Annotated in this window: 18 protein-coding genes; all 18 read right to left on the bottom strand. The window is 39.1% G+C overall.

The annotated features are described in order from the left end of the window. Nucleotides 1–47 precede the first annotated feature (47 nt). Nucleotides 48–1,730, bottom strand: coding sequence for a GGDEF domain-containing phosphodiesterase (locus I7804_RS10925; RefSeq protein ID WP_248403423.1), 1,683 nt, complete (start codon nucleotides 1,728–1,730; stop codon nucleotides 48–50). Nucleotides 1,731–1,873: 143 nt separating this feature from the next. Then, nucleotides 1,874–2,509: an AAA family ATPase gene (locus I7804_RS10920; RefSeq protein ID WP_248403422.1), complete on the bottom strand. Its 636-nt coding sequence runs from the start codon at nucleotides 2,507–2,509 to the stop codon at nucleotides 1,874–1,876. 166 nt (nucleotides 2,510–2,675) lie between these two features. Continuing rightward, nucleotides 2,676–3,749, bottom strand: a complete 1,074-nt coding sequence (locus tag I7804_RS10915; RefSeq protein WP_248403420.1) for an RluA family pseudouridine synthase — start codon at nucleotides 3,747–3,749, stop codon at nucleotides 2,676–2,678. Between the two features lie 15 nt (nucleotides 3,750–3,764). Further along, nucleotides 3,765–4,295, bottom strand: a complete 531-nt coding sequence (lspA, locus tag I7804_RS10910; protein WP_248405966.1) for a signal peptidase II — start codon at nucleotides 4,293–4,295, stop codon at nucleotides 3,765–3,767. Between the two features lie 156 nt (nucleotides 4,296–4,451). Continuing rightward, entirely contained in the window at nucleotides 4,452–5,555 is a 1,104-nt protein-coding gene (gene aroB / locus I7804_RS10905) for a 3-dehydroquinate synthase (RefSeq protein WP_110073580.1), read from the bottom strand. Nucleotides 5,556–5,661: 106 nt separating this feature from the next. Further along, on the bottom strand, nucleotides 5,662–6,168 hold the full coding sequence (locus I7804_RS10900; protein WP_022753884.1) for a cell division protein SepF: 507 nt from the start codon (nucleotides 6,166–6,168) through the stop codon (nucleotides 5,662–5,664). 215 nt (nucleotides 6,169–6,383) lie between these two features. Further along, entirely contained in the window at nucleotides 6,384–7,784 is a 1,401-nt protein-coding gene (locus I7804_RS10895; RefSeq protein WP_248403418.1) for an HlyD family efflux transporter periplasmic adaptor subunit, read from the bottom strand. A 140-nt stretch (nucleotides 7,785–7,924) separates the two neighbouring features. Further along, a complete protein-coding gene (locus I7804_RS10890) occupies nucleotides 7,925–8,344 on the bottom strand; it encodes a hypothetical protein (protein ID WP_022753886.1) in 420 nt (139 codons plus the stop codon). Between the two features lie 110 nt (nucleotides 8,345–8,454). Further along, nucleotides 8,455–9,417 (bottom strand): D-alanyl-D-alanine carboxypeptidase family protein, encoded by a 963-nt coding sequence (locus tag I7804_RS10885; RefSeq protein ID WP_248403416.1) that lies wholly within the window; start codon nucleotides 9,415–9,417, stop codon nucleotides 8,455–8,457. After that, nucleotides 9,401–9,796 carry a methylglyoxal synthase gene (gene mgsA, locus I7804_RS10880; protein WP_022753888.1) on the bottom strand — a complete coding sequence of 132 codons (396 nt, stop codon included), beginning with the start codon at nucleotides 9,794–9,796 and terminating at the stop codon, nucleotides 9,401–9,403. Before mgsA ends, I7804_RS10885 begins: the two co-directional genes overlap by 17 nt. A 344-nt stretch (nucleotides 9,797–10,140) precedes the next feature. After that, nucleotides 10,141–11,271, bottom strand: coding sequence for an FtsW/RodA/SpoVE family cell cycle protein (locus I7804_RS10875; RefSeq protein WP_027215853.1), 1,131 nt, complete (start codon nucleotides 11,269–11,271; stop codon nucleotides 10,141–10,143). 25 nt (nucleotides 11,272–11,296) lie between these two features. Beyond that, on the bottom strand, nucleotides 11,297–14,146 hold the full coding sequence (locus I7804_RS10870) for a penicillin-binding transpeptidase domain-containing protein (RefSeq protein WP_248403414.1): 2,850 nt from the start codon (nucleotides 14,144–14,146) through the stop codon (nucleotides 11,297–11,299). Then, nucleotides 14,139–14,657, bottom strand: a complete 519-nt coding sequence (gene mreD / locus I7804_RS10865; RefSeq protein ID WP_027205744.1) for a rod shape-determining protein MreD — start codon at nucleotides 14,655–14,657, stop codon at nucleotides 14,139–14,141. Before mreD ends, I7804_RS10870 begins: the two co-directional genes overlap by 8 nt. Before the next feature lie 41 nt (nucleotides 14,658–14,698). Next, nucleotides 14,699–15,568, bottom strand: coding sequence for a rod shape-determining protein MreC (gene mreC / locus I7804_RS10860; RefSeq protein WP_022758501.1), 870 nt, complete (start codon nucleotides 15,566–15,568; stop codon nucleotides 14,699–14,701). Between the two features lie 4 nt (nucleotides 15,569–15,572). Then, nucleotides 15,573–16,568 carry a rod shape-determining protein gene (mreB, locus tag I7804_RS10855; protein ID WP_110073585.1) on the bottom strand — a complete coding sequence of 332 codons (996 nt, stop codon included), beginning with the start codon at nucleotides 16,566–16,568 and terminating at the stop codon, nucleotides 15,573–15,575. Nucleotides 16,569–16,617: 49 nt separating this feature from the next. After that, nucleotides 16,618–17,340, bottom strand: coding sequence for a RadC family protein (gene radC, locus I7804_RS10850; protein ID WP_248403412.1), 723 nt, complete (start codon nucleotides 17,338–17,340; stop codon nucleotides 16,618–16,620). 132 nt (nucleotides 17,341–17,472) lie between these two features. After that, a complete protein-coding gene (locus I7804_RS10845; protein WP_248403411.1) occupies nucleotides 17,473–18,774 on the bottom strand; it encodes an aminotransferase class I/II-fold pyridoxal phosphate-dependent enzyme in 1,302 nt (433 codons plus the stop codon). Between the two features lie 242 nt (nucleotides 18,775–19,016). Continuing rightward, entirely contained in the window at nucleotides 19,017–19,940 is a 924-nt protein-coding gene (miaA, locus tag I7804_RS10840; protein ID WP_027205748.1) for a tRNA (adenosine(37)-N6)-dimethylallyltransferase MiaA, read from the bottom strand. Nucleotides 19,941–19,957 lie beyond the last annotated feature (17 nt).

The following is a 19,957-nucleotide window of genomic DNA, read 5'->3' as shown; positions in this document are numbered from 1 at the left end:
TTAAATGCTGCAGCTTTTTTTATCAATATCTATAACTCATTTCTATTTTATTCGCTTTCAGCCACAAGCCCTAGGAACAGGAATGCATTTCTGCTTCTGTAATTGGCTATGAAGTTGATCTGCAAAGTACATCTAAGACCATTTCTTGAATAATGGCACACTTCAAATCTATCATTATCAAGAGCAGATTTCATATAATACCTTACACTTACAGAATTCTCAGAATCAGAATTAAGCATATCGTTTGCTTCATTAACTGACGCAAAGCCAAGAAGACTTACATATTCTGTAAAAGATTCATTGTAGGTCAGAATATCCAGATGCCCTTTATGTTCCTCTACAAGCGCCATAGGGAACTTGATTTTCTTTGTAGCATCATCTTCTTTGCCAAGAGGATCCTGTGATAGAAGGTTTATAGTTCCTATCTTCTCATGATATTTACGAAGCCCGGTATTTTCCTTTGGAATATCGAGATTATATACTTCATCAAAAGGCCCCGGCTTAGAATACAAAAATCCCTGAATCTGATCGCATCCTACTTGCCTTAGATATTCTGCTTCTTCCTCGGACTCGACGCCTTCTGCTATAGTCCTTATACCAAGCTGCTTGGTCATTCCTATAACACTCTCAATAATGATCTTGGAATTCCTGCTATGACTAAAACCTGCCAGGAACTTCATATCAAGCTTCAGGCAGTCAAAGGTATATTTCTGCATGGAATTAAGAGATGAATAGCCGCTTCCGAAGTCATCCATCCACACTTCGTATCCTTGTAGCCTAAATGCATCAATTATATTAGCGACTCTGTCAGAATCTATAGAAAAGATAGACTCTGTTATTTCTATATTTATATATTCAGGTGGTATACCGCTCTCAAGTACGATCTCATCTATCTCAGATACGATGTCATCACCCATGAAGTCCTGCTGCGATAAATTAATAGATACAGGCATTATCTGACCGCCTGATTCCATGACCTTTTTTTGCACATTGCAAACATATTGAGTTACTGCAAGATCGAGCTTTCTTATAATGTGATATTTTTCCAGAACAGGAACAAAATCAGCGGGTGAGATAAATCCAAGATCGGGATCTATCCATCTGGCAAGAGCCTCATAACCGCTTATCTCTCCGGTAAAAGACCTTACAAGTGGTTGGAACCAGGCATATATATAACCATTTTCAATTGCAGCATCAAAATGCTCGATGATATAACGTGTTCTTTGGTACTCATCATCAAGCTTCGCATCATAATAACCGAACATGGAATCATACTGATGCTTGAGAGAATCACAAGCGATTTTGGCCTTATCCATGCATAGTGTACATTCAAAGTCATCAGGAGTTGGAAAATAGATTCCTGCATGGAGCTGCATATGTGTCTCCATGCGGAAAGGACGAAGTTCTTCACAAACCTGCTTGATCTTCTCTTCAATTTCATTTTTGTCAGCAACTATGCAAAAATGATCCGTAGCCACACGAGAACAGATCTCCTGTGGAAATATCGCCTGTATCGTCTGTCCGATCAGTCTAAGGCAATCATTTCCGGCAGCAAATCCATATTTTTCATTATAAGATCTGAAATTCTCAACGTTGAAATACACAAAGGCTATATCATTTCTGATCGTCGGGTCATCCAGAACATCCTGAGCCAGAACTCTAAAACTAGTGAATGTAGATAAGCCTGTGAGCTCGTCAATCTGCTCGAAATCTTTTGAATGGTCGCTCATCGCTTAAACTTACCTTTCTCTCCATGAATATAAGGCATTTACTTCTATAGATATCGGTTAAAAAGGTATTTTCTTTAACGTAAAAAGCTATCTGCTTTTAATACAGATAGCTTTTTACGTTAATTATCAGCTTTTTATTCAGCTCAACTGCGCTTACTTGCTTCTAATTTATTAACAAAATCCACTATAAAATTAACTGTGTCCTCAATTCCAAGTATTGAAGAATTGATAGTAAGATCATAGCTGTCACAGTGGCCCCATTTCTTGGAACTATAGTAATTGTAATAGCTTCTTCTCTGCTTATCTTTCTTGACCATCATATCTCTTGCCTTCTCATCTGATGTAAGATCTGCAAAACGAGCTCTGATACGGGCTATCTTATCTTTTTCATTGCCTGTTATAAAGAGATTGACAACATTGGGATAATCAGAAAGAGCATAATCTGCGCAGCGGCCTACGATTATACATGGACCTTCTTTTGCAAGGTTCTTGATAGCATCAAACTGAGCAAGGAATACTTTATGACTGATAGGCATATCCACAAAGCTGGATGAATTGTATCCAAAAGAATAAGTATCCATTACAAGATTGTACATGAAAGAGTTAGTGGGTCTTTCATCATGTGTCTCTATCATCTCTTCACAGAATCCGCTTTCCTTGGCAGCTCTGGCTATCAGTTCCTTATCGTAGCATTTAATACCAAATCTATCGGCAACCTGTTCTCCTATTTCTCTTCCACCGGAACCAAACTCACGTCCAATAGTAATAATAGTCTCCATAGTACCGCCTCCTTGGATATAAAAGATTAGTAATGCGGCGCATAATAGAAAGTCAGAAACTGCGCCTAAAAAAAGAGTATCTACTGATATTATTATAATTTAAAACCAACCAAAATTCAATGAACATAAGGGATTCGGTATATTAACAAATTGGAACATTTTCAAACTATTTAAGTGTGTTTAAAAGATGCTCAAAATATTCCGGAAGAGGTGCCATAGTCTCGATATACTCACCTGTTGTAGGATGGATAAAACCAAGTATCCTGGCATGGAGACACTGACCATTTAACTTGATATTGGTCTTCCTGCCGCCCTTATAGACTTCATCTCCAAGAAGAGGATGCCCTATAGAGGACATATGAACTCGTATTTGATGAGTACGCCCTGTCTCAAGTCTACACGCAACATAAGTCATCTTGGACTCATAGAAGCGCTTGATGACCTTATAATGAGTGACAGCGCTCTTACCCCCGGGAGCATTTATAGCCATCTTCTTACGGTCCGTAGGATGTCTTCCTATCGTACCTTCTACCGTGCCTTCGTCTTCTTCGATTATCCCGTATACTATAGCTACATATTCTCTTTTGATAGAATGCTCTTTGAGCTGTGCTGCTATCTTCCTATGGGCATTATCATTTTTACAGATGATAATAGAGCCTGTAGTATCCTTGTCGATCCTGTGAACGATACCAGGACGCATGACACCATTGATACCGGAGAGATTATCTCCGCAGTGATACATAACTGCATTGACAAGAGTCCCCTCATAGTGACCTGCCGCCGGATGCACTACCATATCCTTAGGTTTATTGACTACCAGAACATCACTATCCTCATAGAGAATATCAAGTGGAATATTCTCAGGCTTAATATCAAGCTCCCTTGGAGGCGGTACTACAAGTTCTATCTTATCACCAAGACTTACTGCTATAGATGCTTTGGACACCGTCTTATCATTGATCTTGACCTTGCCATCTACAATAAGACTCTTAAGATACGATCTTGAATGCTCAGGAAAAAGAAGAGACAGAACCTTATCAATCCTTTTGCCGGAGAGTTTTTCATCTATTATAGCTGTAAAAAGCTTCTCGGAACCAGATTCTTCTACAATGTCAGCATCATCCTGATCATCTAAGATCTCATCCTCCAAAAGCCCCTCATGTAGCGCAGCATCTTCACTACTATCAGTGCTTGTACCAGTATTAAATTCTATTGAATCATCTAAATTGTCATAATTCATAAACGGCTCCGGCCTTTACTTAAACTCCCTGAACTTCTTCTGCTGTTTAAAGCTAAGGAATGCAAAATCATTCTCTTTATAGTAGAACAAAAACAGGAACAATAGTATAAAGGTTGATACAGTAACATAGATATCAGCTACATTGAATATCGGAAAGTTGATCAGTTTAAAATATATAAAGTCTACAACATAGTTGGTTCTGAATCTATCAACCATATTGCCACAGGCACCGCTTCCGATCATTACCAGAAGGATGTGAAGCGCATTGTACTTCATATCATCCGGCACCAGCGCAAGAACATATACGATTATTATGAGTATCAGGATAGCTATCAGTATGAAGAAGGCTTTCTGATTCTGAAGCATTCCAAAGGCTGCGCCCTTGTTCTCAAGATACTGAAGTTCAAGTACATTCCTTATGATAGGAAAAGAAGCCTTGTCCTTCAGATTGGCAACTGCCAGGATTTTAGTAAACTGATCAAGTGCAACCAGCACTATAAATGCAATAATATCCGCTATAAGAAATGTTATCTTCTTTCTGGTTATATGTTTCATAAAAAGATAATCCCCTTGTTTTATTGTTCGAAAACATCTAATCCTTTTTGAAAAAATACAAAAGGTATAGACATCATCATTTTTTAATTATACGACTATGTAGATAAATTCATAAACCAAGTATGAAAACAAATCAATACATTAGCCTTAATCTCCGTTTTCGAAGTACAAAATCTCTTTAACAGCTTCTCTTATCTCATCATCTGTAACTGTAGTATCGATGAATGCATCTCCTATGTCTTTAAGAAGGATGAATTTGATACAGTTATTATCCATTTTCTTATCACTCTTTACAAGTTTTACGATTTCTTCAGGATCAACATCCTCTACAGTGATCGGTAGGTTAAAGGGAACAAACATATCTCTTATCTCATAGCAGGTTCCGGTTTCAATGAGACCTTTTTTCATGGAGATATAAGCAGCAGCTATGCAGCCAAGAGCAACACACTCTCCGTGATAGAGTTCAAAGTTTCTTGCCTTTTCTATAGCATGACCGATTGTATGTCCGAAATTAAGGAGAGCTCTCTCGCCCTTCTCTGTAGGGTCTTTTTGTACTACGTCACGCTTGATCTCGCAGGACTTCCTAACCATTTTGGCAAGTACCTTATGGTCTCTTTCATTGATCTCATAAAGGTTCTCAATAAGCCAGAAATAGAACTCCTGATCCTTGATAAGTCCGTACTTCATAACTTCTGCAAAGCCTGATGCAAACTGACGCCCCGGAAGAGTATCAAGAACTGCGATATTCATATATACAAGTCTTGGCATATAGAATGCTCCAACCATATTCTTATAACCTTCAAAGTCAACCCCGGTCTTACCACCAACACTGGAATCAGCCTGAGCCAAAAGTGTTGTAGGTATCTGTACGAAGGCAATTCCTCTAAGATAGCTGGATGCAGCAAATCCTGTGATATCTCCCACAACTCCGCCGCCAAGTGCTATAAGAAGGTCATGTCTGTCAAAATGCTTGGAGATAAGGAATCCATATATCCCGTTAACCGTCTCAAGATTTTTGTGCTCTTCTCCTGCAGGAATCTCATATACAAAGACCTGACTTCCAACTTTTTTGAGCTCTTTTTCAACATCCTTAGCATAGAGCGGTCCAACATTTGAATCTGTAATGATCGCTATACGTCTTTCTTTAAATCCAAGTCCTTCTACGGCTTTAGAAAGTTTCTTAAAACTGTCCTCGAACATAATGTCATAACAAGGCTTATCATCACGTGTTACATTAATAACTTCTCCCATAGTTCCTCCACAAATAATCCATAATTCAAAAATATCAGCAGGAGCACGAATGCGCCTGCTGATAAAGATTTTACCTTATTTAGCTTTTAATCTCAATAGATTATGATCAAAGACCTGTACCTATTGATCCGCTGATCATCTCCTGAAAATCTCCTGAGATATCTACGCTTGATGGTGTGATTATGAAGATATACTTGGAAATCTTCTGAAGATTACCATTGATAGCAAAACAGGAACCTGATGTAAAATCAATGATTCTCTGCGCAACATCAACATCAAGGCCTTCCAGATTAAGAACCACTGTTCTGTTAGAAAGAAGAGTTTCTGTGATCTCTCTTGCGTCTTCAAATGAAGTTGGTTTAACTACACATACTTCCATTCCTGATGATGTCATAGACTTTTTTCTTGAAGAAATTGATGTGATCGGTTTCGTTGGATTGCTTCTCTTAAGCTTCTCTTCAGGCACTTCGATTGAAGGATCATCCTTGCCGATTGGTGCTGTCTTTAATGCTGCTGTGCCTTTATCATAGTAATCATCTTCGTTGTCATAGTAATCTTCGTCTTCACCGTCATTAAGCTTGATGGCTTTCAGAAATTTATCCATTGCGCTCATATTATTCTCCTCACTCTGCTGTGTGATAGAACCAGCAGCCACAAATAAAACTCTTAATATATGTCCCTAAGCTATACCTATTATCTAATTTTTACAGCAATGTGTCAACCCTTATAACATTTTAGATTTAGAAGTGCCTAGGAAAGCTTAAATACCAATGTTTACGAGTTTATACTTTTTCTTAACATTTATACACAATTACTAAACATGACCTATCAGTCATATATCAGTTCATCGTCTGTTACACTTGTTGCATCAAGCGCTATATAGTCATAAACATTCAGACCGTATTCTGTACCTGATTTGACGATAGAATATTCATCATTGCTGTACAGAACTTCAATCTGCTTGAAATCCGCATATCCCTTATTGATGTTGTAAACACCTGTCAGAGAAGCAACTTCGCTAACTGTAAATTCCTCTCCTGTAGCAGGATACATAAGTATATCTCCACTGGCAATAGCATCCTGATCTATGTAATACTTATCATCGACCTGACTATGTATGCTTACTATTACATCTTCGCTTGACTGCGAACCATCTTCCAGATAAGTTTTGCGCTGTACTACAGTATTGCCCTCTGCTGTCTCCATCACAAGTTCTGAAGGAATGACATAGAAGTTCTTCTCAATTATAGAAGAATTAGGAATCTTAAGCCCTGTCTCGTTTTCGATGATCAGCTCTATTGACAGAAATCTGTCTGTTGCAAATGTGATCATTGAATTGGTAAAAGAGAACTGGACAAATATCTCACCTTTAGAATTGGTATACGTACTGACCTGTCCCCAAACTGTTACCTGATTCTTAAGAAATTTTATTTTAATATATTCCTGATCCATAAGATAATCAGCAGTTTCCTGATCATCAACCTGAATTACAACAGACCAGTCTTCATTTTTGGCAAGTTTATAAACCGGCGCATCAGCTGTTACAACTTCTGATGAACCAAATGTAGTCTTCTCATAAGTTGTCTGATCAAAAAGATCCGACTTCATATCCTGAAGTGTAAGTCCTTCATAGCCGTCTTTATAATAAAGAACTATACCACTTGAAGGAGCATTTCTATAAATAAAGTTATGAGTTGATGAACTGAGTTCTCCAATATTATTAAGATATGAAGTATTCACAAGTTTGGAAAGTGTACCATTTATACTATTCTTAAAATCATAAACACTGCTGAAATTGTTCTTATTAAAGGTACTGGTGAAATCTTCGATATCTTCTTTAATTTCTGCATAGTCCTTATCCGTAAGAGATACAGCGGATGCATCTCCGGTAAGAGAGGACATATCAGCCAGAGAATCTGCCTCGTCTACAATATAAACAAGATCACCCTTGGCAACTCTCCTGTCTTCTGTTGCAAAATAGTATACACTTCCTGCTGTATCATTCTCTACTACTTCTTCATCTCTTAGAGCTATTGCAGTATAGGTATTATTCTGCGATAAGGATCCTTCCATGACTTCATAGCCTACTACATGCTTAGCTTTGATATATTGCACGATGCTGATGATCATGTACACCAGAAGTACGGCAAAAATCAAAATACCGATTCTGTCAGGCGTAAAGCCGGAATTTATATTTGTTATTTTGCTGTTTTTCTTCTTTGCGGCCATTTTATTCCAATCTACTTATAAAAAGCCGCGGCACCCTTAAGCCGCGGCTTATTATTTATTTGTATTTCATTTTTCAGATAATTCAATCACAAGTAGTTCATATTTTGTTGTACTTGTATATTTTTTATATATTTTTGTTATTAAAGAGAAATAACAATCTTAGATCGAACAGACTCGGGAAGTTCGTCTTCATCTTTAGAAACGCTAAGTATAAAATCGATTCCAAATTTTTCGCTTAACTTGTCCAGTTTAGAAACTGTCTCTGTTATGTCTTTGTCTTCAAGACCGGAGATTGACAGGAAACTGTCAAGATATACCTGTTGCAGATCTCTGTCCTGTGAAATAATACCACTTATAAAACCAATAAATTCTTCAGGAGTCTCAACCATGAACTCAGGAACTACGATCATACGAACCTTATTATTCAATTCATACATGTGCTTGGTGTTTTTGTCGAGAAATACGACGTTGCCCAGAATGTTCCTAACTTCAGAATTGACCTTGTCTAAAAGACATTTGGTCTTCCCCTTCCCTTTTCTACCTACGATAAGCTGAACCATAAGCGTAACCTCCCTTGTATGTAGTTTGTTGTGGAACTTTCATATAATTATTATAGCTTTATGATAGTCAAATGACAACCTATAAAAAATACCCAAAATAGTTCATGCTTTTAGGATGTTATTTTCTCAAGAAGGGCTGTCATCTCGCTATACAAAGTATCGCCGTCTTCCGCACGCATTATAACTGCAATATAAGGATTACCCGAAGAATCTTTTGCAAGCAGGATAAGGCAGTGTCCTGCCGCATTGGTCGTTCCTGTCTTACCACCTATGACTGTAATAGTTGACGGAGCAGACCTGTCACCACGAAGATATCCGTTGGTAGACTTGATGTTAACTTCAACAGTGCTTGCGTCAGCTCTGGAATACACTGTTGAATAAGTGGACATATTAATGATCTCCTGAAACTCATCATACTGCATGGCAGCATTGAATATCAGATACATATCATATGCTGTAACATAGTGATCATCAGCTGTAAGTCCATGAGGATTAGTAAAATGGCACTTAGTAGCACCGATTTCTTTTGCTTCTTCATTCATGAGTTCTACAAAAGCATCGACGCTACCTCCGATATTGTCTGCAATAAGCATACCGGCATCATTTGCAGAGTATATCAAAAGTATATGCAGTGCCTGATCAAGTGTCATGGTATCGCCCTCTTTTAAGCCGATAAGCTGTGCACCTGCTTCGTTAATATTAACTGCTTTGGTTGCAGTTAATATCTGATCGAGGCTTCCATATTTGAGAGCTACTAAAGCTGTCATAATTTTGGTAAGGGATGCAGGATCAACCTGCTCATTGACATTGAGAGCGAACAACGTCTCTCTCTTGTTCAGGTCAAAAAGACCTGCACACGAATTCTTAGACATACTAATGCTGCCGTCTGTAATATCGGAACCGACTACACACAGATCAGAAGCAAAGGTATCAACCATATCGGAAGAAATGGATGTGTAAACGCTATCCGGAGAATACGGGATAGCATATGACGATGATCCACAGGCACTAAGTGATACTATGGATAAAAGAGCTGTTACAAAGGTAATAAGTCTTTTATTTATACATTTCACGCCACTCTAAATCTCCTCTGTCAAGTGATTTGATCAACAACTCAGCTGATGCGAGATTAGTGGCTAAAGGGATATTATGAACGTCACAAAGGCGCATAACATTGCTTACATCCGGTTCATGTGACTTCTGTGTAAGCGGATCACGCAGGAAAATAACAAGGTCGATCTCATTATGTTCGATCGCTGCTCCTATCTGCTGTTCTCCTCCAAGATGTCCTGCAAGGAACTTGTGCACGCTAAGATTAGTAACTTCTTCTATAAGACGTCCAGTTGTTCCTGTTGCAAAAAGATCATTACGACTTAAAATCCCCCTATATGCTATGCAAAAGTTCTGCATAAGCTTCTTTTTCGCATCATGAGCGATCAGTGCAATATTCATTACTAAAAACCTCCGTTGCCATACATAAATTCATTATAACACAAAAATGTATTGTTATTAATAAATTTGATACAATTATGTCTATTTATGCTATCAACAAAATGTTGATGCAGCTAAACTATATTTTTATATATAATTATGATCCTGTTATCATATCTTAGAACTTCAACAGGTAAAATACCAGTGTGCTGACTCGTTCATATTTAATCAAATTACGAAGGATATGGATTTATATACAAGGAATAAAATCGAAGGCAATGTAATCATTGTCAAGATTTTATGACGCAGTAGATAAATTCATAGACAAGTAATTTGATTAAATATGAATGAGTCATTACACTAGGTCAGTAAGACTTTCTAAGCTGCTGAAGTCCGACATTAAGAACAAATCCGACTCCTATATACACGGATACAATAGATGTAAGACCAGAGCTTACCAGCGGCAAAGGGATACCAGTATTGGGAAGCGCTCCTGTGGCAACTCCAATATTAAGAAGTCCCTGGAATCCAATCCACACTGCCATTCCTGTAGCAATGACAGAACCAGCAATGTCCTTGGCTCTTGCTGCAGTTATAAGACATTTTATAGTGATCGCTACAAGTAAAAAGACTACGATGCAAGATCCTATAAAGCCAAACTCTTCTCCTATAACCGTAAAGATGAAGTCTGTACTTGATTCTGATATATATCCGCTGTTAAGTACAGAGCTTATCTCATTAGTATCATATCCCTTACCCTGAAGCTGGCCTGAACCTATAGCCATCATTGAGTTCATGGTCTGATAAGCTGTTGTATCAGCGAAGTCTTCAGGATGAAGCCATGCCAGAATACGTTCCTGCTGATAAGACTTGAGAATAGGGCTGTCTTCCAAAAGCGCCAGATAGAAAATAAGTGCTGCAGAAGGAATACCCGCCAAAAGAACTCCTGCTACAAGTTTCCAGCTTATTCCACCTACGAAAAGTATCATGACAAAAATAGTACATAGCATGATCGTAGTAGAAAGATCAGGCTCTTTTAATATCAAAAGAATTGGCGGTATAAGGAGTCCTATGGCAGAAAACAAAAATCCCATAGTCTTGACCTTCTTCTGATTGACCATAATAAACTTGGCATAGAAAAGTATTATAAGTATCTTGGATATCTCTGATGGCTGAAATGTAATTCCTGCGATCTCAAGCCATCTCTGAGCACCATGCGAATCACTACCAAATACCAGAACTCCCAGAAGTAGTAAGACTGCAAGTATATAATAAGCCCAGTAGAAATTCAGGAGCTTGGAATAATCAAGAAGTGACACTATTATCATCACGATACATCCAAGGACTACACCTGTTATCTGTTTGTTCTGCAATGATACATCCGAAGAACTAACTGCAACCACACCTACAATAGAAAGGGATACAACCAGAAATATCAGGATGAAATCATAGTTTCTTAACTTATAGCGCTTTAAAAATTCTAAGATTTTTTTCATAGCTGTCTTTCTTTACAAGAGACAATCAATCTCCTGTTCCGCCGCCTTCAAGGGACTGAGCAGAACCATCAAGAAGCTCTTCTCTTGCATCTACATTGTAATAATAATCATATACATCACGTGTTATCTGTGCAGCATAACTTGATGTATAACCAAAGGCCACTCGCGTTGTGATAGAAATCTCCGGATTATTGTAAGGAGCATAGCTTACAAACAGAGCGTGGTTAGCTCTATCACTTCTCTCCTGCGCTGTACCTGTCTTACCTGCTACCTGAACATTAAGATCAGAATAATCACTTCTTTTCTCAACAACGCCTCTCATACCTGAATGAATTGCATCCCAGTAGCTCGAGGGCAGATCAACTGTATTTCTTACAGTAGCAGAATACTCCTGGAGAAGATTACCGTTAGAATCTGTAGTCTTATCTATAAGAGTCAGGTTGAAACAAGTTCCGGAATTAGCAACTGTTGTAATATAGCGGGCAAGCTGAACCGTTGTAAATGAGTTTGTACCCTGACCGATAGCAGATCTGACCGCATCCTGGGTAGATACGATAGGAGCACTTTCTTCTATCTCGATTCCGCTCTTTTCTGTAAGACCATACATATCACAGTACTTTTTGAGAATTTCAAGACCCTTATCAGAATTGTAGGTTCCATTCTCACTTCCAAGTCTGTATCCAACTTCATAGAAAAAGCAGTTACATGAATTAGTAATACCACCGGAAACAGTAAGTTCACCATGCGAACTTGGATATATCCAACAGTGAGGACCATTGGTAAATTTATCAAAAGTACCTGTACATCTGATGCTGGAGGTTGTTGTTATAACCCCTTCCATAAGCCCTGCTGTTGCAGAAAGCGGTTTAAATGTTGAACCAGGAGCAGTCCTCTGCTGAGTTGCATAATTATAAAGAGGAGTAGAAAGATCTGCGCGAAGCTTTGCATAATACTCAGCATCAACACCATTGGCCATTCTGTTATTGTCATATCCCGGATATGATACAAGTGCAAGCACATCACCTGTATTAACATCAGTAATAACGATGGATCCTGAACATGGATCAAGGTTAAGCTGCGCAGGTGTAAGCTCAAGATTATTTATACGATTAATGATAAAAGTATATGCAGATTCATTACCTGCATTCCAGGATTTTAATTCGCTGTCTTCAAGCTTTACTACGCCCTGCTCCAGAAGTACGTTGCAGCAATCTCTTCCTGAGATAAGATCATCTTCAAGGATGTATCGATAGAGCATCTTACTAAATGTAAGATCATTTCCAAGTTTATCAGTTATATAAGAAACTATGTGTTCGTATATTTCTTCGGAATCCGTATACTGGCTGTCAAGACTAAGCTTGGTGATATCTATCCAGTTCTGGGCTATTGCATAATGCAGATACTCATACAAAGAAATACTCTCATCCTTGGTATAGGTTACATAAGTATCATCTTCAGTGTCTTCATTTACAAGGACGTTATTATCACGAAGTATTGTAGTGATATAGGTCTCATAATTCTTGTATTCAAGCGAAAGCTCATTATATGGTGTCTGTTTCTCCATGAGTTCGCTTCTAAGGCCTTCAAGTACTGCTTCCTGCTTACTGTTAAACACAGAAAGTACTTTAAGTTCTGTTTCCTTTGCATCATCCTCGGTGAAATGAGTTGTATCAATAACAGAGTTTTCAAAGAGTTTGAAATAAACATCATAAATAGCGATCTTAAGATCTGAAGTCTTGACCGTTGTGCTTACAGTCTTGGCATTGACAATCTTATTAACAAGGATACCTGCAAGTCTTGATTCAAGAATGTCATAGCAGGCTTCCTGCAAGTTCTTGTCGATAGTAAGGTATACATCATTACCCGACCTTGGCTCAACATAATTGGTAGTCTCAAGTACCTGACCCACTGTATCAACATATACAGTCTCAGAACCCTTGGTACCCTGAAGCGTTGATTCCATGGCCTGTTCTATACCCGACTTACCTACTGTATCACTGGAATCGTAGTCCATATCCGGATAATCAGCCTGAAGCTGGGCAAGTTCCGTAGATGACACTTTACCAGTGTATCCCAAGATCAGCGCAAAGTATTCCGCATCAACATACTTTCTGGCAGTATTCTCTTCTATACTTACACCAAGAAGTACATCACTGTTCTCCATGATATCAGAAACAGTCTGATCAGATACAGCTTCTGCAATAGTAGTATCAATATACTTTTGGTAGGAATTAAGACTCATATAATATCTGAGCGTTACAACTTTAAGGAACCTGTCATTGGTATATCCGTATCCTGCTTCAAAACTCTTCTTGTCCTCAGGATCTGTAAGCGCTCCTATCTCAAATTTCTTGCCAAGATATTCCATAACTTCATCGGGAGTTGCAGTTCTCTCCTCATAAGCAAGCTGGTCAATAGTAGTATGGCCATAGATATCCGCAAGGAATCTAAGAAGTGTTGTTCCTTCTACAGTATATTCAAAATCACCGTTTTCATCCAGCTGTATACTAAGATCATTGACTACAGTATCACCGTTACTCTCAACTATGTCTATGACCTTGTTGATCGTTTCGTTGATATTCTCATCTCTTAGGGAATCAGATTCATAGACGTCTTCTATTACAACATTGTTGGCAAGTTCGTTATAAGCAAGAAGGTTACCGTTACGATCATAGATATTACCACGGGTTGCCTGAATGTCCTTGGTCTTCTCTATTCGTAATTGGAAAGATTCAAGATATGATTCACCATTAATTATCTGCAGTTCAAAAAGGCGGTACAAAATACCGCTCGCTGCCAGTATCATGACCAGCGCGATAACTGTGAATCTTGAAGTGATAAATTTGAGAACTGCTTCTTTTACATCATCAAACAAACTTAGTAGCACTCCTTTGGATTATGTCATCTAACTTGGTATTTACTTTTAGTATAACCGGATACAGTAACAAAGCTATGATCGCAGTATATACAACTTCCGGAATGATCTGGTGAGCCATATAATAACTGATATCGAACTTCGCACGAAGAAGGAACATCAGCACATAGCACAAAAACTGATACATAAAATCACCCACGATTATAAGTGTGAGCGGCAGTATTATATTCTCCGGAAAAAAGATCTTATGAAACAGGCCGGCAAAGAATCCGGCATACATGTAGAGAATTGCATATAAACCGATAAAATCAGCAAAAAATATGTCCACAAGAAGGCCGGCTATAAAACCAGCTAAAAGTCCATGCTTCTCTCCCCTCATGATACCACTTGAACAAGTAATGATCATAAGGCAGTTCGGAACTGTCCCGCCAAAAGCAAAGTATCTAAATACAGCTGTCTGCAGAACAAAGCATGTAATTATCATTATCAAAGTAACTAAGAATTTACGCATTATTAACCTCTAGGCTTAGTCGAAAATAAGTGATGAATATCTTATTCTTCAACAGTCTGCTTGAGAGTAGTTATAACAAGCACCTCATCAAGATGCTCGAAGTCAACCGCAGGTGTAAGTGTTCCCGACTTTGTAAGGTTATTGGAATCCGATTCTATAGTAGTTATGTATCCTATGAGTATTTCAGGAAGATATTTATCTGAAATATTGGATGTTACTACCTTATCACCTATTACAACAACATCCGCACTGTCCTGAAGCTTAGAAAAAGAGATAACGCCCTTTTCATAAGATTCAAGATTACCTGTTACTATCAGATTATCTGAGGTTGATAGAACCATTCCACTTACAGAAAAATTATCCGCAATAATGGTTGTAACCTTGGCCCAGTCCGGTCCAATAGATGTGATCCTGCCAACAAGGCCGCCACCGGCTATGATATTCATATCAATAGCAAGTCCATCATCCAGACCTTTATCAATGATAAAGCTATAGAACCAGTTACCTGAATCCTTGGCTATTACATGTGCACCAACCTTCTCATAAGACTCATACTGAGCATCAAGCTCATAAAGCTGCCTTAAAGTATTGAGCTCATACTTGTCCTGAGTCAGCTGCATATTCTCTTCTGTAAGCTGGTCTACACGCGCCTGAAGCTCATCATTCTCAGACTGAAGCCTTTCTATGGTCTCAAGCTTGTCAGCTTCACTTATAAGCCATGTACCTGCAGTTGTTATTCCCCTTTGAAAAGGCACCACAACAAATCCGGCGATCGTATTGGCAATTCCGGAAAAAAGACTTGTTGTAAGTGTTATGACCATCAATGCGACAGCCACTATTGTTAAAATAAAGAGGAGATACTTACCGGGGATGGTAAACTTATCTCCTCCTCTCTTTATCACAGGACTCATTTACTCATTCCTTCAGCGTAGCAAGTGATTTGTACTGATCATCCTTGATTATTTTTGAAAGACCAAGAGTTACGGATTCAACCGGCTCTTCGGATATATTAACATTAAGTCCACAACCGTTACTGATCCTCTGTGCAAGGTGGCAAACCTGTGAAGCTCCGCCTGTAAGATAGAGGCCATGCTTGTAAATATCTGCAGCAAGTTCCGGAGGAGTTCTCTCAAGAGTTGCTTTTACATTATCAAGAATAGTATCGAAGTTCTCAACAAGTGCATTATTTACAATATCAGTAGGAATCTCACGCTCTATAGGAAGACCTGTTACAATATCTCTTCCGTATACAATAGCCGGCTTTCCTTCTTTTTCAAGTTCGCGAAGATCGATCTTAACGCTCTCTGCAGTCTTAGATCCAATGATAAGGCTGTATTCCTTACGTATTGCACTTCTTATGGATTCGTCGAACTTACGTCCGCCAACCTTGATGAGCTTACTAAGAACTATTCCTCCAAGTGACAGAACTGATATCTCAGTTGTATCATAACCTACGTTAACTACAAGAACACCGTTGGAATTCTTAACATCTACGTCCATTCCAAGTCCGTCTGCAATAGCCTTGTATACTACATTGACCTTCTTGGACTTAACATTAGAATCTCTGATAAGATCGATAAATGCTCTCTTCTCAACTTCTGTGATGTCATAAGGGATTGCAATATAGTAATCTGACGGCTTGAGACCACCCTTCATATCATCTGTAACAAAGAGCTTGACAAGCATCTCCATATTCTTGATGTCTGCAATAACACCGTTATTGAGAGGGTATGTAACCTTGATATTGCTTGGAGCCTTCTCATACATATCGTAGGCTTCATCACCGTATGCAAGAACTGTTGTCTTGTTCTGAATAGCGATCATGTTCTTCTGAACAAGCGTAGAATCTGTTGATTTGTTATAAATCTTGATAGTGCTAGTACCAAGATCGATACCGAAAGCGTTATTCAATGTGGACCTCCTGAAAATCAATTGTGCTGAGCATTTCTTTAATTCTGTGTCAATTTCTGTTTAAGACTTCATTCAAACTGGAATACTGCCTGTCACCTATTATTATGTGATCATAGACAGGTATCTCCATGATATGTCCCAATTCCAGTATTCTTTTGGTCATCTCAATGTCCGCATCTGACGGAAGCGGATTACCGCTGGGATGATTGTGAACAAGTGCTATCTGCGCCGCCCCTGTCATAAGCGCCTGTCTGAATATATCCCTGGCACTTATCCTACAAGACGATACAGTACCTATGTACAATGTCTTGTCACATATAAGGCGCATCCGCGCATCTAGAGCGATCAGTATCACATGTTCCTGATCTTTGTGCCGAAGCTGCTCCATATAATATCTTGCAATATCTTCAGAGCTTTGAAAAGTAACAACATCACTTTTCCTGCTGCGGCTTATTCTTAGTGACAGTTCTGCGATGCACTTGATCTGCACTGCCTTGACCTGTCCAAGACCGTCTATTTTCATAAGCTCATCAACCGATAATTGATAGAGCCCGCCTATTCCTGTTTCGTATTGTCTGCATCTTGTAAGGATCTGCTGCCCTATCTGCATAGGATCATGATCCTTAGTACCACATCTTACTATGATAGCAAGAAGTTCGGAATCAGTAAGTGCCTGCGGACCGTATTTTAGGAATTTCTCAAATGGAAGGTCTTCTTTGACTGCTGTCCCGTCTCGAAGTTTAAGACTAAGGGACCTGCCTTTATTATTCATGCTTCCTCCTGCAAGCAATAGAGCCTCTCCGGGCAGTAGAAAGCATAATAATTTTACTACAAAATAATTTTTATGTATACATTCTTGGGCAAAAAAATCGCAAAAGCAGTAGTCATGCGGTTTTAGAGCCTGTTATAAAAGCTGCTGCTTAGTTATAAGCCCTTTATCAAGCATATACTGAACTGTTTTTAAAATACCAAATCTTGCATGAGGATATGTAAGTCCTCCCTGAAAATATACTGCATAAGGAGGAGCAATAGGTCCGTCAGCTGACAGCTCGATCGATGATCCTGATACAAAAGCTCCTGCTGCCATGATAACCTGGCTGTCATATCCCGGCATATCCCAAGGCTCCGGTGTTACGAAGCTGTCAACAGGTGCTGCGCTCTGAACGCCTTCACAGAAAGCAATAACACCTTCAGGCTTACCAAATGTAATGGACTGTATAATATCAAAACGATCTTCGGAGCCGTTTGGAAGAACGCCAAAACCAAATCTCTCATAGAGGTTAGCTGCAAATATAGCACCCTTTAAAGCACTTGCAGTTACTGTAGGAGCCATAAAAAGTCCCTGATAGAACTGAGTGAGTATTCCAAGAGAAGCGCCAACTTCTTTACCAAGTCCGGGACTTGTAAGTCTGTAAGCAGCATTTTCAACACACTCTTTTTTACCTACGATATATCCGCCGATTGGAGCAAGTCCGCCGCCGGGGTTCTTGATAAGCGATCCTACAACCATGTCTGCACCTACATCTGAAGGCTCAATAGTCTCTACGAATTCACCGTAGCAGTTATCAACCATGCAGATGATCGAAGGCTTAATTCCCTTGATAAAAGAGATAAGCTCTCCTATTCTCTCTACAGAAAGAGTAGGTCTTGTCTGGTATCCCTTGGATCTTTGGATTGTAACGAGCTTTGTTTTGTCATTGATAGAAGCCCTGATACCGTCATAATCAAATCCGCCATCAGACAAAAGATCCACCTGCTTATATGTTACACCGTACTCTGCAAGTGATCCCTTTGAAGGTCTTATGCCTATAACCTCTTCAAGAGTATCATAAGGCTTACCAACAGGGGATAAAAGCTCATCGCCGGGGCGAAGGTTACTCATAAGAGCCAGAGCAAGGGCATGTGTTCCGCAAGTTATCTGAGGACGTACAAGTGCATCCTCTGTGTGGAAAATATGTGCATATACCTCTTCAAGGGTATCTCTTCCTATATCGTTATATCCATAACCTGTTGTTCCGAGAAGGCATGCTTCCTGAACTTTAGCTTCCTGCATTGCTTTTACAACTTTGAGCTGGTTATATTCAGCTATTTCATCTATTCTGGCAAAACGGCCTTTAAGATCCTGTTCTATAGCTTCACCATATTCATATACTTCTTTAGAGATGCCAAGCTGTGCGTACATCTCCTGTCTGTTAAAATCTGCCATTTATATACTTCTTCCTTTCAAATAGCATACATTCTTGAACATAAAGTCCAAGAATGCAGTAAATAGGCCAATTGAGAATGCCTTCGGCATTGGGCCTATTTACCAACTGATTCATTGAATCACGAAACACGCATTAAATGCGTGTTTCTGTAATTTACGTTCAAGAAATCATACCTATGATTACTTTAACTTAACACCCGGGTATTCTTATCAGTCAATAGACCTCCCGGGCAGATAGATTTTCAGATCTTTGCAAGAATTGCATCAAGTACCTGAGCATCTTCTCTATTATACTCTGACTTGTCAACCCAGATTACATCTTTCTCTCTTCTAAACCATGTAAGCTGCCTCTTGGCAAAATGTCTTGTATTACGCTTAATAAGATATATAGCGCGTTCCAGATCATATTCTCCGTTTATATATCCCATCATCTCGCGATATCCAAGTCCCTGCATGGAAGTCATAGATGGCTCTATTCCCATTGTCATTAACTTTTGGCACTCACCCAAAAGGCCATCTTCTATCATCTTGTCAACGCGTTTGTCAATTCTTTCATAGAGAACTTCTCTATGGTCTGTCAGGACAAAATATCTAAAGTCATAAGGAGAAGTCTTCTCGTGCTGCTCCTTATTATGATCAGAGATCTTGCGACCAGTCTTTTCATAATATTCAAGCGCTCTTATGACTCTCTTGACATTGCCTGCAGGGATAGCCTTTGCGGACTCGGGATCTACAAGCTCAAGCCTTTGATGAAGAACTTCACCGCCCTTAACCTTAGCTATCTCTTCAAGGCCATGTCTGTATGACATATCAGCATCTGTTGATGTGAAGTCGATATCATACAGGATTGCCTGAATATAGAAACCTGTGCCTCCCACAAGAATCGGGATATGGCCTCTGTGATAGATTCCCTCCATGGCTTCTTTTACAAGCTTCTGGAAAAGGACTACATTGAACTCCTGTGTAGGTTCAAGGATATCTATAAGGTGATGTGGCACACCACCCATATTCTCCTTTTTTATCTTGTCGGTTCCGATGTCCATGTATTTGTAAACCTGCATAGAATCAGCGGAGATTATCTCTCCGCCGACTTTTCTGGCTAGTTCTATAGATAGTTTTGATTTGCCTACTGCTGTAGGTCCGGTAAGAATTATTAGTTTGTTCATATACCTTCTTATTAAGT

The sequence above is a fragment of the Butyrivibrio fibrisolvens genome (assembly GCF_023206215.1).
GTDB classification, from domain to species: domain Bacteria; phylum Bacillota; class Clostridia; order Lachnospirales; family Lachnospiraceae; genus Butyrivibrio; species Butyrivibrio fibrisolvens_C.
The sequence above is the reverse complement of the archived record's forward strand: the minus strand, read 5'-3'. Positions and strand labels throughout refer to the sequence as shown.

What these genes read in the sequence shown, in the direction of transcription:
- mreD (WP_027205744.1), bottom strand. Translation starts at nt 14,657, where the DNA reads ATGCGTAAATTCTTAGTTACTTTGATAATGATAATTACATGCTTTGTT.
- radC (WP_248403412.1), bottom strand. Translation starts at nt 17,340, where the DNA reads ATGAATAATAAAGGCAGGTCCCTTAGTCTTAAACTTCGAGACGGGACA.
- I7804_RS10915 (WP_248403420.1), bottom strand. Translation starts at nt 3,749, where the DNA reads ATGAATTATGACAATTTAGATGATTCAATAGAATTTAATACTGGTACA.
- I7804_RS10890 (WP_022753886.1), bottom strand. Translation starts at nt 8,344, where the DNA reads ATGGTTCAGCTTATCGTAGGTAGAAAAGGGAAGGGGAAGACCAAATGT.
- I7804_RS10895 (WP_248403418.1), bottom strand. Translation starts at nt 7,784, where the DNA reads ATGGCCGCAAAGAAGAAAAACAGCAAAATAACAAATATAAATTCCGGC.
- I7804_RS10875 (WP_027215853.1), bottom strand. Translation starts at nt 11,271, where the DNA reads ATGAAAAAAATCTTAGAATTTTTAAAGCGCTATAAGTTAAGAAACTAT.
- I7804_RS10900 (WP_022753884.1), bottom strand. Translation starts at nt 6,168, where the DNA reads ATGAGCGCAATGGATAAATTTCTGAAAGCCATCAAGCTTAATGACGGT.
- mgsA (WP_022753888.1), bottom strand. Translation starts at nt 9,796, where the DNA reads ATGAATATTGCACTGATCGCTCATGATGCGAAAAAGAAGCTTATGCAG.
- aroB (WP_110073580.1), bottom strand. Translation starts at nt 5,555, where the DNA reads ATGGGAGAAGTTATTAATGTAACACGTGATGATAAGCCTTGTTATGAC.
- I7804_RS10925 (WP_248403423.1), bottom strand. Translation starts at nt 1,730, where the DNA reads ATGAGCGACCATTCAAAAGATTTCGAGCAGATTGACGAGCTCACAGGC.
- I7804_RS10845 (WP_248403411.1), bottom strand. Translation starts at nt 18,774, where the DNA reads ATGGCAGATTTTAACAGACAGGAGATGTACGCACAGCTTGGCATCTCT.
- mreC (WP_022758501.1), bottom strand. Translation starts at nt 15,568, where the DNA reads ATGAGTCCTGTGATAAAGAGAGGAGGAGATAAGTTTACCATCCCCGGT.
- I7804_RS10920 (WP_248403422.1), bottom strand. Translation starts at nt 2,509, where the DNA reads ATGGAGACTATTATTACTATTGGACGTGAGTTTGGTTCCGGTGGAAGA.
- miaA (WP_027205748.1), bottom strand. Translation starts at nt 19,940, where the DNA reads ATGAACAAACTAATAATTCTTACCGGACCTACAGCAGTAGGCAAATCA.